Annotated in this window: 13 protein-coding genes; 11 read left to right on the top strand and 2 right to left on the bottom strand. The window is 64.8% G+C overall.

Annotation, left to right across the window (positions count from 1 at the left end):
- Positions 1 to 153: 153 nt before the first annotated feature.
- The 7 genes from M2351_RS26225 (at position 154) to M2351_RS26255 (ending at position 5606) form a co-directional block, all read left to right on the top strand.
- The gene (locus tag M2351_RS26225) at positions 154 to 1365 is read left to right on the top strand and encodes a helix-turn-helix domain-containing protein (RefSeq protein WP_264658992.1); all 1212 of its coding nucleotides are present in this window, start codon (positions 154 to 156) and stop codon (positions 1363 to 1365) included.
- Positions 1362 to 1952 (top strand): hypothetical protein, encoded by a 591-nt coding sequence (locus M2351_RS26230; protein ID WP_264658993.1) that lies wholly within the window; start codon positions 1362 to 1364, stop codon positions 1950 to 1952. The genes M2351_RS26225 and M2351_RS26230 overlap by 4 nt, the downstream gene beginning before the upstream one ends.
- Positions 1953 to 2016: 64 nt before the next feature.
- Complete coding sequence (locus M2351_RS26235) at positions 2017 to 2622, top strand: hypothetical protein (protein ID WP_264658994.1); 606 nt, start codon at positions 2017 to 2019, stop codon at positions 2620 to 2622.
- Positions 2623 to 2813: 191 nt separating this feature from the next.
- Positions 2814 to 3167 (top strand): hypothetical protein, encoded by a 354-nt coding sequence (locus M2351_RS26240; protein ID WP_264658995.1) that lies wholly within the window; start codon positions 2814 to 2816, stop codon positions 3165 to 3167.
- The gene (locus tag M2351_RS26245) at positions 3161 to 3913 is read left to right on the top strand and encodes a hypothetical protein (RefSeq protein ID WP_264658996.1); all 753 of its coding nucleotides are present in this window, start codon (positions 3161 to 3163) and stop codon (positions 3911 to 3913) included. The genes M2351_RS26240 and M2351_RS26245 overlap by 7 nt, the downstream gene beginning before the upstream one ends.
- A gap of 59 nt (positions 3914 to 3972) precedes the next feature.
- Positions 3973 to 4602 carry a pentapeptide repeat-containing protein gene (locus M2351_RS26250; RefSeq protein ID WP_264658997.1) on the top strand — a complete coding sequence of 210 codons (630 nt, stop codon included), beginning with the start codon at positions 3973 to 3975 and terminating at the stop codon, positions 4600 to 4602.
- Positions 4599 to 5606 (top strand): hypothetical protein, encoded by a 1008-nt coding sequence (locus tag M2351_RS26255; protein ID WP_264658998.1) that lies wholly within the window; start codon positions 4599 to 4601, stop codon positions 5604 to 5606. Before M2351_RS26250 ends, M2351_RS26255 begins: the two co-directional genes overlap by 4 nt.
- Before the next feature lie 489 nt (positions 5607 to 6095).
- Here M2351_RS26255 and M2351_RS26260 read toward each other — a convergent pair whose 3' ends face one another.
- A complete protein-coding gene (locus M2351_RS26260; protein WP_264658999.1) occupies positions 6096 to 6953 on the bottom strand; it encodes a regulator of G-protein signaling domain-containing protein in 858 nt (285 codons plus the stop codon).
- Positions 6954 to 8075: 1122 nt separating this feature from the next.
- On the opposite strand from M2351_RS26260, the gene M2351_RS26265 reads away from it, so the two are divergent.
- Positions 8076 to 9164 (top strand): IS110 family RNA-guided transposase, encoded by a 1089-nt coding sequence (locus M2351_RS26265; protein WP_264659108.1) that lies wholly within the window; start codon positions 8076 to 8078, stop codon positions 9162 to 9164.
- Between the two features lie 1384 nt (positions 9165 to 10548).
- On the opposite strand, the gene M2351_RS26270 is transcribed toward M2351_RS26265, so the two are convergent.
- On the bottom strand, positions 10549 to 11421 hold the full coding sequence (locus tag M2351_RS26270) for a LysR family transcriptional regulator (protein WP_264659000.1): 873 nt from the start codon (positions 11419 to 11421) through the stop codon (positions 10549 to 10551).
- Between the two features lie 158 nt (positions 11422 to 11579).
- On the opposite strand from M2351_RS26270, the gene M2351_RS26275 reads away from it, so the two are divergent.
- The 3 genes from M2351_RS26275 (at position 11580) to M2351_RS26285 (ending at position 13831) form a co-directional block, all read left to right on the top strand.
- Complete coding sequence (locus tag M2351_RS26275) at positions 11580 to 12005, top strand: DoxX family protein (protein ID WP_264659001.1); 426 nt, start codon at positions 11580 to 11582, stop codon at positions 12003 to 12005.
- Between the two features lie 218 nt (positions 12006 to 12223).
- A complete protein-coding gene (locus M2351_RS26280) occupies positions 12224 to 12844 on the top strand; it encodes an NADPH-dependent FMN reductase (RefSeq protein WP_264659002.1) in 621 nt (206 codons plus the stop codon).
- A 72-nt stretch (positions 12845 to 12916) separates the two neighbouring features.
- Positions 12917 to 13831: a pirin family protein gene (locus M2351_RS26285; RefSeq protein WP_264659003.1), complete on the top strand. Its 915-nt coding sequence runs from the start codon at positions 12917 to 12919 to the stop codon at positions 13829 to 13831.
- The last annotated feature ends 110 nt before the right edge of the window (positions 13832 to 13941 follow it).

Genomic DNA, 13941 nt, shown 5'->3' on the forward strand with positions numbered 1-13941 from the left:
CGCTCGGTCTCTCCGCAACGCAAGCCCCGCCAACCGAAAAACCTGTTTTCGGCTTACTGAGGCTTGTCCGCGGCGTACGCCCCCGGCCCGACCACCCGCCAAGTGGATCGACCAGGATCACTGCGCGCGCCGCCCGATCCGGAAGCCATCCGCATGCCCACCTTTTTGTCCCCTCAGGTCCCGGCCGCCGCAGGCACACCGCCGCGGTCCGCCTGCCAGGCACACGCCGGCCACCACGCAACCACCGTCCCGGCCTCAACCAGCAGACCGCCGCGGCGTCGTAAACCCTCGCGCCTTCTCGCCCTAGCCTCCACTCTGGCGTATCTGCTCGACCATCCTGACCTCGGCGCCGACGAGATCGCCGTCTTCGTCGCACTCGCCCGCTACAGCGACGACCGCGGCGCCTGTCACCCCAGCCAGTCCACCATCGCCAGACACCTGCGCCGCAGCCGTCCCTGGGTCAACGCGCGCCTCAAAATCCTCGCGGACCTGGGCCTGCTGGAAAAGCACCGCCATCACCTCCCGAAGGGCGGGGAGACCAGCTGCCGCTACCACCTGCCGACGCTCGACGTGGTCAACCACACCGCGGCCGCCGTCCTGCTGGACCGCTCGCCGTCGCCCCCCATGCCCCGCGGTCTGCGTACGGACACCCCCTGTCCGTCCAGCGTCACCATGAACCTGGATTCACTCCAACAAAAAGACCCTCCTCTCTTCGCCTGGGCGGGCGCGAGAGCGGAGCAGCACAGCGGGATCGATGATCATGAACCGATGACCGCCCAGCCTGGGCCAACCGCCGAACCGCCCACCGCTTCGAGTGAACGGCCCACGGCCCACCGTGGCACCCTCCCGCCGGAGCATTCCGACGGCTCGGCGCCCCGCGCCCCCCACGCCGACCGCGCGCTGGGCACCGTGGCCACCGCTTCGTCCACGCCTTCGGACGCCGCCGTTCCCGTCACAACCACGCCGCCCAGCGCTTGGCATCCGTCGGCCGACGACCTGTCCTGGGCCGCCGAGCACCGCCCCGACATCGACTCCGTCGCGTTCACCCGGAAGTTTCTCGCCAAGCAGGCTATCCTCGCTCCGGACGCCCGCGACCTCGCGAAACGCTGGCGCCTCTGGCTGGTCGAGGAGCGCGCAACGCCACGCCCGTGTCCACGCCCGACCGCGGCGACCGCCCGCCGGACCGCGGCGTTGCCCGCGGCTCCGACGCGCCCCGCCTTCCCATACCGTGCCCCTTCGGCGGCTCTGGCCACAGCTCCAGACGCGCTCCCCGCCCCCAACCCCGACTCCATCGCGCGGGCGGCCAGGATTGCCGCCCTGATTGCCACCCGTCTCACGTCCGCCATCCCCGGAGCCCACGCATGACCGCGGCCATCCTCCGTCTCCACACCGCCCCTGCGACGTCCGGCCACACACCGAACGCCGCCGAGTCCGCCGATGTCGCCGCTCAGGCCACACGAATCGTCCTCGACCTCATCCTGTTCGCCGAACGCCACGCCCTGCCGACACCGTCCGACGAGGCTCTGCTCATCGACGGCGAAGTCATCGCCCGCTGGCCCGCCGACCTTTGGTGCAAGGCCTATCGCAGGCTTTGGGAAACCTGGGCTTATCGTCGCATGCCGACGGCCGGCGACTTCTGCGCCGTCATCGACACCGATCTCGCTGGACCGCACGTGTCACCGGCGCCCGCCTCCGGCACCGCGCTCCCGTCGTCGTCGGCCCATGCTTCAATCGCCTCACCCGGTCGACCGGCCCCGTTGAGGCCTCCCAAGACCGTCGACGACTGCATCGCCACCCTCCGCGCCGCCGGGATCGGCACCATCACCACCTGGAAGAACCGCGCTCGCAGCCGCGACCCGAACCTCACCCGCGAGGACCTCGCCGACATGACCCGCTGGGTGCCCACCATCGCCGACCTCCTCACAACCATCGGGCTGCATGGCTCCCCCTGACCGCCCTCCCGGGCCGAGGCCCGCTGTGATAATTTGCCCCGCCATCCAACTCTGGAACGCCGCTATGCCTCTTCCCTCCCGCCGGTCCACTCTCTTCACTCGCGTCCGCCTGGGCGACGCTCCGGCGCGCCTTCTGGCCATACTCGGCGCGATCCTGCTGCTGGCCGCCACCCCTGCCGCCGGCAAGACGAAGCCGTCTCTGGCATCAACGCCGCAAACACCCCCGCGTGGCCCGGCTCACGCCACCTCCGCCTGGCGCGGCGGCCCGGTCCCCGGGGGCGACGCGAAGACCGCCTACTGCGCGGTGGAAGCAGAGTTCAGCAACGGCATCACGCTGTCCGTAGCCCGCTCCCGCGCCGGCGCCGTCACGATGGCCATGCTGATCCCGAACCTACGCTCCTCCGGCGCCGGCTCGTGGTCGGTCACCGTCACGCTGGACAATTCCAACGGCGATGTCGTGACGGAACTGAAAGCGAGTGTCGTCGACGCTTCCGCCGGCGGAACCATCGTGGCCATTCCTCTCGACACCATCGCCGAGCCCCAAACCCGTCTGTCCGCCGCCAAGACGCTGACGATCGACTCCGCCACCGACCGCGCCGCGTTCACCCTGCCGTCCGGCACGGCCCAGGCGCTGACGCAACTGACCGCGTGCACCGCGACGATGTCCTGACGCATCCCCCGGCGTAGCCCCGCACCGGTCCTCGGCCCGACGCCTATGCCCGCACAGCATGACGCCAGGCCCAAGCCGCGATTGCCCGCCACTGAAAATGGGCGTAGTCATCTCATGCACAGCCGACGCGCCCAGCGCCCTTACACCGCCGGCCGGTCGCTCCATCAGGACCATCACCGCTGGAGTCCTTTATGCAAAGCTCCCTCTCTCCGAATGGCGGTTGCGTGATCTGGTTCCGTCGGAAGAACACCATGCCGGAAACCTTCGGCTTGGACGCGGCGGTGGTTGCCAGCGGATTGACCGGGCTCTCCGCGGACGCGGTCATTACCGGTTTGACGTTCGCTCCGGACGGTGCCGTGCATGGTTTGGTGCTGAAAGAAAGCCCATCCAAGGTCGAGGCGATCGCCTTGAATTTACGGGAACGCGCCGCACGGCACGGCGTTGCGGCCATGATCCGCCCGTGGCCGGACGATGCACGCGCCTCGGCTTTGTCCGCGGGTGCCGAGCGCCTTACCCAAGCCCACCAGGACATGCCGCCATGCTGACCACCTTAGCCACCACCGCGGCCGTCACGCTGGCCCCCGCGGCCCGTTTTCCGCTTCTCTGCCCCGTCTGCAATGCGACGGCCGCGGCGCTCTTCACCGGCCGCCGCCTGTCCGAGTCTGCGGCTCACCCTCTCTCCACCGATACGGTCTGGATCCCGAGCCCGTTCCCGCTCGACGGCGCCCCGCTCCCGCCGGCCGGGTTCCCGTCGGGCGCCCGGCATGAGACGACGGCGCATTTCGGCGCCTGCCCCGCCTGCCAAGCTCCTCTTCTGACCCTGTCCCTTTCCATCGCCAGCACCCCGACGCCGCTCGTACACGGCCAGTTCGTCCACGATGACCTGTTCCTCGGCATCGCGCCCCGGGGCAACAGCAGCCGTACCCTGGCTGCCCGGCCGAGCCTCTTTGCGGTCCACACCACCGCACACGCCGCCCCGCACGCTTGGGCCATGCTCCGCGAGCACTACGTTCCGCTTCCCGCTGGCCAGCCTGTCACCCCCATCCCGTCCCTCGCGTCCAACCACGCACTGGCGGTGGATCAGCACATCCTTGCGCCCGTTTCCATCACCGCCGATGCCCTCGCAATCCTGCGCGGTCCAGGCGGCCTGGCCATCCAGCACTGCAGCCTTCAGTTTTGGGGTCCGTTGCTCGCCACGCTTCACGCCGTTGCCCCGCTCGTCGCTCCTCTAGCTGACAGGGACGCCGACACGCACGGCGTCGGCCTAACTCCGGCCGCGCATGCCGCCTGACCCGGAGTTTTGCCGACGGCGCCGTCGCTTTTTCAACCACATGCCCCGGCCGCATCGCCATGACCAGCCCTGCCCCCACACCACCCCGTGCCCACCAGCCAGATCTGGCGGCCGTAGTCGACGCCCTGCGCGAGCACGACGTCTGGGTGCACAGCGAGTGCCGGCAGGGTGTTCGCCTCGACTGGCACGGGCTCGACCTCAGTCATCTGTCCGATGTCCTGATTGGCCGGACGCTGGTGATGATGCTCGCTCGGTGCTCGATCCTCACGGGCACGCGCCTTGACCACGCGCTCCTGCACGGCGCTGACCTTTCTTACGCCGACTTGCGCGCGGGCCGCTTACCCGGGGCTCGCCTGCTGGGAGCCCGTCTGACCGCGGCGTGTCTGAGCGGGGCCGATCTCCGCGGGGCCCGCTGCGCGCCGCTTGTGATTCATCCCGGCCGCACATTCTGCACCGATTTGTCGGGCGCGCTTCTCCGTACGGCCGACCTTCGCGACGCCGACCTCCGTGACGCGAATCTGACGGGCGCCGACTTGCGCGGCGCCGACCTGCGGGGGGCCAATCTTGCAGGGGCCATCCTGACCGACACCCGCCTCGACAACGCCCTCCTCGACGATCCTCCCAACCGCCGACACCGCCCACGGCCGTTCGCGCCAGGCTTGGGCACACCTGTGAAGCCGCGATCATGACGATGACCTTGCACACCATCCCGGCGGCGACGCTGCGTCGCCTTCTCGTGGGCACGCTGAACGCCGCCATGCCCGGCGATTGGCTGCCGTCGCCTTTGAACTCACTGCTGCTCGCTCACGCCGCTGACGGCACTTGGACGGCCGCGTCCACCGATGCCGCAACGCTCGCGGCGATCACCCTTGCGCCACGTTCGGATCAGGACGGCCTGGACCTGGGCCCCGCGGTCACACTCCCAGATGCCATGCCATCGGCAGCTCGACCACCATCGGCTTCCTGGTACCTGCACGCTGAGGACGCCGCCGCACTCCTCGGGGTGCAGGCGGACGCGTCTCGCGAGGCCATCTACGACCCAATCACCGTCACCACGACAACGATCGCCAATGAACGCGCCCTCCATGTTCATCTGCTCCGCCATGGACCGCCGTTCATGGTCCGTCTGCTGCCCGGCCCCGCCTATCCCGACTGGCGCCGGATGGCGCAACCCTCGGCCGAAACGATCATTGCGACCGCTCCGATCCATGCCTTCGCCTCGGCAATTCAATCCTTCCTCGACCTACCGCACACTGTCGCTCTAGCCATCCAGCAGCAAGAACCGGCTTCCTTGTTCATCAACGCTCTCGAAGACCGCGCCACTGGGCAACCAACGGGGACGCCGCGTGTGGTTTCGGTCGGCGCCACTCTGGCCGTGTCCGCCCGTGATTCTCGTGGTGCCGAGGGGGGACCGGAGCACGTCCCGATCACACTAACGACTGCCCCTCCGGCCATAGCGGCCCCAGTGCAGATTGGCCATTATGACCCTGAGCGCCTGATTGCCGTCCTGCGCGCGGCGGCCGCCACAATGGCCGCAAATGCTGTGACGCTGTCCCAAGTGCCGCAGCATATTCTCGACGGTCCGCTTCCATCGCTGTTGAGCCTCACGGCCACGGACTACGCGACCGGCGACGTCGGCCAATGGTTCATCGCCCCCTGCGGCATCACCCAATCCACCGTCGGAGCGGCCTGATCCGATCACCTGATTAACAAGGTGCAATCATGGCTGCTGATCCACGCTCCTGGGGCGGGGCCCAAACATCCGTATCTATTTCCGGTGTCGGCTCGTTGCTTGAGGGCGATGTGCCGGTGACGGTCGCGTCCATCGCTTTGACGTTCTGCATGGCGAAGACTGAGACGCCGCCGGCCCTGAGCGTCTACGCTCCCCGCTAATGTGACAGCGTCGATCAATGTACTGCTATAGGCCTTCCAGTGTCCGCGGGCAAATGAGGCGCGGTGAAGACGCCCGATCTTCCCTCCCTCTTGCCATGGGCCTTGAAGGAAACCTACGGCACAGCGGCCAACGCTTGATCCCGTGCCCCTGTCACTCCGCTTACCCTGGTACGAGGATCACCGGGCCGACCTCGAACGTGAAATCCTGCGTCACCCGAAGAAGCGCCGAGCAACGAACGGAGCGCGCAGTCTTCCATCACAAGGAATCGTGCTCTCCACGACACGGCGTCTAGAGCAGATCCTCCGCCGTCATCAGCATCGTGATGCCCTGGTGGAAATCATTGAGCTGGATGTTGACCAACGCGTCCCACGGCGCTGTTGACCAGTCCTTGTTCGGACTCGCGTTGGTTGCCACAAACTTTTTCCTGACCGATCCAACATTGATCTGCTTCGGGGCGTTCGGCGCAACGTAGGTGTCGTACGTGTCTTGGTTCAGCTCCAGGCGAGACATGGCGCCGAGAAAGCCTATCAAGTCCATGAGGATCATGGCCTTTGCCTTCTTGAGATAGATGGGGCCCCAGTATGCGTGGTTCATGATCTTCGCCACCTGCTTCACGGTGGTGGGCTGCGGCGGTATGTCCTTCAATCGGATGGTGGCGATCCTCAGCCGGTGTCCCTCGACGGCCTGCACGCCCGCATCCGCGATCTTGATCGTGTCGCGCGTGTCGTCGATCTTACCGATCTCCTCCGTCAATGCCGCGGCGACGTCCGAAGCGGCCTTGGTCGCCGAGGCCGGAATGGTCTTGAGCGCTTTGTAGGCCAGTGCGGTCCGCTCCGCGACCTTCTTCGCCGCGACCACGTCGGTGCGATAGGCTTGCAGCTCACCGGCCAGCGCCTTGCCCTCGGACTTCAGAGTGGCGTGGTCCTTCTTGCATTCGCTCTTGCGGATCTCATCCTTTGCGTCCTCGTACTTTTTCACGAGGGCAACGAGTCCGTTGAAGCGAGCCACGTAGTCGCCGGGGAAGGACTTTTCGCACTTGGCCAGGGCCGCGCCCAGGCCGGATTCCGGCGCGGCTTTGGCCAGCAACCCCTTGGCCTTCTGCCACGACTTGTTCGTGAGAGCGCTCGGATAGGTTTTGCCGATCATATGTACCCCTCCTTTTTGGTGCGAAGGGTATCGGCGGCTCGATGGCATGCGAAGCTGACACTGCTCCAAACTGGAGGGATTGGCGCGCCGGCGCTGACCTAAGATGTGAATGAACCGCCTGATTGACTGCCCCCACGCGCCTCCCCCGACAGCACACCGCACCGTCAACTCCTCATTTCGCGAACAGGTTCTGAAACTCGGCGATTGGGAGGTGAAGCCACATGGGCTGATGAGGCGCGCCCCGCTTGCCCTCAGCCCCGCTCACGGAGCTCTCCTGCAAAATTCCCGAATTCCTATCGCAGCCACGGCGTCGGAGCACTCGTCACAGTCAGTGCTCGCTTGGCAAGAGGTGCGCCGCCTCCAATGATACGACGCTTTGCCCCACACCGGAGGGCATCCTAGAAAAAGCGCCGACGCTTTTCCGTCGCAGTACCCCGTCTCCGCCTGATGGTCTGCCGTCGGGCGGGCGGTAATGTTCACTACCGCCTGCTTGGAGGCTGCCACCATGCGCGCCACAACCACAGCCATCGTCATCGCCGGCGTCCTGACGACCGCACCGTCCACCGTTTCTGCTAACCGCTCCTTCGGCCAAACGCCCAGGGCAGGGGTGGTCATCGTTGGACCCTCCCCACAGGCGCACCCGTTCTTGTTCCAGCGTCCGGTCCACCCGCGCCCCTTCGTCCCGACCACGCCTCCATTCGGCTCCTCAATGCCTCCTTCCCTACCGTTCGGGCAATCGCGGCTGACCACACCAACTGACCAGCAGCACCCCGCCTTTCCCAAGCGCCGCACTCCGGCTGAATTCCTACCTTCTCCCCCACGAGCGGTTCCTGTGCCAAACTCGATTTTCACCCGCCGCGGCCCTTGATAGGCAACGCCGCCACAAACGATCGTTACCGCCTGATCGATAGCGATAGGCTGCCCATACGAATCGCTAAGCACGAGGAATTACGTATAAAGTGTGCCTAGGCAGAGAAAGGTTACTAGACCCCATGTCCCTGCTGAGCTGACGGTGGCTCGTCTCACGTTATGTCGCGAACGAGGATTGCGCCGGGTGGGCCGGCGCCTTGCCTCAGACACAGGAGACGAGCCGTGGAGCCGAAGAGCGGGGTGTTTGTCGCCATGGACACGCACAAAGAGACGATCGCTGTCGCAGTGGCCGAGGCCGGGCGCTCGGGCGAGGTGCGCTTTCTGGGCGAGATCCCCAACCGGGCCGACGCCGTGCGCCGGCTCATCGAGAAGCTGGCCAGCAAGTATGGAAAGCTGAGCGTGTGCTACGAGGCCGGGCCGTGCGGCTATAGTCTGCACCGGCAAATTACCGAGCTCGGGCAGGAGTGCGTGGTGGTGGCGCCCTCGCTCATTCCGGTGCGCCGCGGCGATCGCGTCAAGACCGACCGGCGGGACGCTCTGACCCTGGCGCGGCTGCATCGCGCCGGCGAGCTCACCGCGGTCTGGGTTCCCGACGCGGCCCACGAGGCGATGCGCGACCTGGTGCGGGCGCGGACCGCGGCGATGGAGGCGGTGCGCCGGGCGCGGCAGCAGTTGCAGGGCTTTCTGCTGCGCCACAACCGCCTCTTCACCGGGCGCTGCGCGTGGACGACGGCGCATCGGCGCTGGCTGGCCGATCAGCGGTTCGAGCATCCGGCCCAGCAGATCGTTCTGCAGGAGCTGATCGACACCGTCGCCGATGCCGAGACGCGGCGCGATCGGCTGAACGGGCAAATCGAGGAGCTGGCCCGGAGCTGGGCGCTGCGGCCGCTGGTCGAGGCTCTGCAGGCGATGCGCGGCGTCGCGTTTCTCTCGGCCGTGGTGCTGGTGGCGGAAATCGGCGACTTCCGCCGCTTCGCCAATCCCCGCCAACTGATGGCCTATCTCGGCCTGGTGCCGTCCGAACCGTCGAGTGGCCGCAAGGTGCAGCGCGAGGGCATCACCAAGGCCGGCAATACCCGAGCGCGGCGTATCCTGGTCGAAAGCGCATGGAGCTATCGCTGGCCAGCCCGGGTCACTAACGAACTCCGCGCGCGCCTGGAGGGCTTACCGCAGGCGGTGCGGGCCATCGCGTGGAAGGCTCAGACACGATTGTGCGCGCGGTATCGCCGGCTCACCGCCACGGGCAAGAACCGCAACGTGGTGATCACGGCGATCGCGCGGGAGATGGCGGCCTTTGCCTGGGCGATCGCCCGCGAAGTGCAGCCGGCCGGGGCCGTCTAAACACCTGGAAGTGAAGAGAAAACGCGCAGAGGAGGACCGATCGGCTCAGCGACATTGACTGTCGCGCATGGCTGGGGGCGGAGCTCGCCAGGGGAACCCTCGTGACCCACTCTGTGGCCGCTTTGCGACGCCCGCTGCTAGACCGAGGCAGCCCCGAGACGGAACACGGTCCTGCGGTCGCCAACCCGCGCATCAGAGTTTGATCAGCCGTCGTCTCGACCGCTCCGCCTCCTGCCATGCGCGCCAGCCTCACCACCTGCCGAGCCGGCCGCAAACCGGAGACGACCACTCGCGCCCACAGCCCTTGAAACGAGACTTGAGAGTGGGGCGAACCAGACAGATCGTGTTGTTCTACATACGTAGAGAACCGTCTGGTGCACGCCACTAGTCCCTACCCGATAGTTCGCGTTTCCGTGCCTCGCGGATGCGCCATTTGGGGAGAAGCAGATATACGCGCATGCATTCTCCTGCGCCGTAGCTGACGTGCCAGAGGGCAGCGCACCAAAACGGGTATTTAAGCAACCGAGTTCGTTAGCAAAGTTAACTGATTATTCAACCATAGCGTCGTATTCGTAAAAAAAGTTTAGGTTGGCGGTGGATATCTTTTTGTATTTTGGAGGCATGGTGCTACAGCGCTTACTGAAACGGGCTCTAGCTTGGATCGCCGCTGCCATGTGGCGTTTGTTACGTCAGCTTGCGGCTGAATTTTGGATATTATATGGCAGGAGGATTAAGTTGACTGGCATAGCCTTAGCCTGCTTAGTAGCAGCAGTGATTGCTCTGGGTATATTTTCTCCCCCTTCAAATACATTATCAGGCGATTGGTCCTCAGAAGGAGCATCGGCAGGCAGCTCGGCTAATGCAAGCTACGCGGCAGCAGTGGGAGGCGTAGGGAAGAAATGTGGAAATTCTTACATTTCTGCTGATAAACACTGCCATGTTGATCAGCCGATAGAGCACGTCGGAAAAAAATGTGGCAATAGCTGGATTGCCGCGGATAAGGAGTGCCACAAGCCGTAGGGATCTTTCACTATGGGGGATTGCCGCAATGATCATTTGTCGCTCACCGCTAGTGGGCTGAACCAGACGGATCGTATTGTTTGTACGCCGGCAAACCCAAGCTACATACGTAACGATCTGTTTGGTGCGCACCACTACATACATAACGGTTTGTCTGGCGCACACCACTAGTGGACCGCACCAGACAGAAGTTTGGTTTGCACGCCGACCGATCCGAGGCGCTCTGCGGCCTACATCGAGCTACATTCGTAACGTTCCGACTGGCGCACTCCACAAGCGATGTAAGCGAGACAGAGCTTTCTGTATGTAGCTAAAACAGAAGCAATACGCTGGCGCTCTCTCCCTCCGATAGCCACGCGCCTGATCAGAAATGACCCGAGGCAAACCGCTCTGCCATCAGATCGATCAGAACTCTCACTTTTCTCGGCGTGTGCTGACTTGGCGGGCGAACGACGAAAATGCCGACGTCGGGCAGCGTGAACCGAGTCATGATCGGCACCAGCCTTCCATCCTCGACATAGGGGGCGGCGATCATAGCCCCCATGGCAAGGATGCCCAAGCCTGCTGCCGCAGCTTCCGCAAGGACATAAGCATTGTCGGCCCTGAAGCGCCCTTGCGGGTTCACCGTGAAGCTCTGGTCACCGTCGCTGAAGACCCAGCTGTTAGTGCCGGCGGTGATAGCGGCGTGTTTCAATATGTCGCTGGGATACTCAGGCGCACCGTTTTCCGCGATATAGTCCGGGCTGGCATAGAGCCGCATCGGCAGCGACCCGATCTTTCGGGCGATGAGGCTCGAATCAGGCATGTAGCCGACGCGGATGGCGCAATCGAAACCTTCTGCGGCGAGATCGACATAGTGATCCGAAAACCGTGTGTGAACATTCAACGCTGGATGTCGGCGGGCAAAATCCGCGAGCACAGATGCGAAATAGGTGCCGACAGAGGCTGGCCCGGCGATCCGGAGCAATCCCCGGATATCGCCGTTGGGAGACATTTCCTCGCGTGCTGCGTCGATCTTTGCGCAGATTTCCGCCGCCTGGTCCCGGAACGATATGCCCGCTTCGGTCAGGACTGCGCCGCGCGTGGTCCGCGCAAGCAGCTCCGCACCGAGTTCCTCCTCGAGCCGCAGTAGGCGCCGGCTAACGATCGACTTTGCAAGGCCCAGGCGGCGAGCCGCGGAATTGATGCCCCCGGCATCGGCCACCTCAACAAACGTTCTCAGATCCTCAATCTCCATGCTTCCTCCTTGTGTCCGTGGGCGCCTCCCAGGTTGGATGGTGTTCCCATTTCAGGGACAGAGGGTAGCATCTTCGCTGTCTAGTGTCGATCCACCGATTGCCGCATTTCTAAGGCAAGCGGATGACCAATCATCCTGCTTCAAACCGGAGATATCCCATGAATAACGTCCGTTATGTCCCGTTCGCCGGCCGGCTTCTGATCGGTCTTCCGTTCATTCTCTTCGGTCTCGGGAAGGCGACGACCTATGGAGCGACAGCCGCCATGATCGAGGCCGTCGGTCTACCTCTTCCTCCGCTTTCGTTTCTCGGGGCGGTGACGCTTGAGATTGTTGGTGGTGCGCTTCTGGTCGCAGGCTACAAGGTTCGTCCGGTCGCCGCTCTGCTCGCCATCTTCTCGATGGTCACGGCCTCCTACTTCCACAGCAATCTGGCCGACCAAAATACCTTCGTTCACTTCTTCAAGAACGTGATGATGACGGGCGGCCTGCTGCAGATCGCCGCCTTCGGCGCCGGCGCATTCAGCCTGGACGAATATCTGAGCAATCGTCGCGCATATTCGGACCGGGTCGCCACCGCGCAATAACCGGTCCCCTCGCAACTGGCGCTTCAAGCCGGGCACACGGTTCCGTGTGCCCGGCTTTGCTGCATTTTTAGGCCTGCACAGCCGCCAAGTGTTCCTGAAAGTGCGACCCCGCAGAACGATCTGGCTGTCTAGTGATACCCCCGGGCCTGCGCCAAATTGGCTTCAGCAAGAACGAGATTGCCCCCGACATTCTCCCCAAACGAGCGAAGGAAAACCCGATGTCGACCGTCACCGCCAAGCCCAAGATCGCCCTCATTATCGGTTCAACGCGCGCAGCGCGCTTTGCCGACGTTCCCGCGCAGTGGATGCTCAAGCAGGCCCAGGCCCGCGATGACATGGAAGTCGAGCTGCTCGACCTGCGCGATTTCAACCTGCCCTTCTTCGACGAGGTTGCGTCGAGCGCCTGGGTGCCGAGCCAGAGCCCGGAAGCAGTTCGCTGGCAGCAGACGCTCGCTGGCTTCGACGGCTTCATCTTCGTCGTCGCCGAATACAACCACTCGCTCACCGCTTCGCTCAAGAATGCGCTGGATCATGCCTACAAAGAGTGGAGCCACAAGCCCTTCACGGCGATCGGCTATGGCGGTGTCGGCGCGGCCCGCGCCATCGAGCATTTGCGCCTGATCGGCATCGAGATGCACATGGTCTCGACCCATGCGGCCGTGCATATCGGCGGCAGCGACTTCTTCACGATCTTCCCGGCCGTCGTCAATCAGCCGATCGAGACAATCGAACAGAATTTGCTCCCATCCGCGACCACCGCACTCGACGAACTGGTCTGGTGGGCCAAGGCCACCATGGCCGCCCGCGCCGAGACGGCCGCCCGTACCGAAGCCGCCTGACCGCGCAATCCCGATCCCAACCGCAACATCATGACGGGGTGGCTGGCAACGGCTCCTCGAAGGAGAAAGCTCGTGTCCACCATCGACGTCACCCGCGATAGCAAAAGCAGCACCACCGCCACCACCGCCGGCCGCGATGTCATCTACCGCACCCGTGGTCGCGGTCATGGCGAGGTGTTCCGGCTCATGAGCCCCAGCGACCTGGGTGAACAGCTCAAGCCGTTCGTGTTCCTCGACAGCTTCGGCGGCGTGATGAGCGAATTTGCCGCCGCAGGCGGCATGCACCCTCATTCCGGCATCGGCACCGTCACCGTCTTCACCCGAGGCGACGTGCATTTCGACGATCCCGAGGCGGGCTCAGGCTATATCGGCTACGGCGGCGTTGAATGGATGCGCGCTGGTGGCGGTGTCTGGCACGGCAAGGAACTGTCTTCCGGCAAGTCCGAGCGCATCCATGGCTTCCAGCTCTGGTTGGCGCTGCCGGCCGAACTGGAGCTTGCTCCGGTCGACAGCCAGTATGTCGAGGCCTCCGACATGCACCAGGTCGGCCCTGCCTACGTCATCGTCGGGACGCATGGCGGCGTCACCAGCCCGGTCAGGGCTCCGGCCGGCGTGAACTATCTCCTCGTGACGCTCGCACCCGGTCAGCGCTGGGATTACACGCCCCCTGCCGGACATACTGTCGGTTGGCTTGCCCTCTCGAAGGGCAGCCTGTCCGGTCCTGCCAACGCCTCGAACGGCGAACTGCTCATCTTCTCGGAAGATGATGGCACGATCGCCCTTCAGGGCGGCCCCGAAGGGGCGACGTTCGTCCTCGGCTCGGCCATCCCGCATCCGCACGACCTGCACCTTGGCTACTATTCGGTCCACGCCACCGCGGAAGGGCTGGTGACGGGCGAGCGCAACATCGCGGCGCTTAAGGAGCAGCTTTTCTCGCTCGGGAATCGCCAGCGCGCGTCTGGTTCGACCCCGATCTATCGGGGCTGACCCCGACCTTGCGCCTGTAGCTAGGCTTCCCCCGTCCTAGCCACAACCGCAGCCAGGGTCCGTTTCGGTCCTGGCTGCCCCCTTCTTCCGAATGAATTTGGAGACCATAC

The organism is Azospirillum canadense (assembly GCF_025961225.1).
Taxonomy (GTDB): domain Bacteria; phylum Pseudomonadota; class Alphaproteobacteria; order Azospirillales; family Azospirillaceae; genus Azospirillum; species Azospirillum canadense.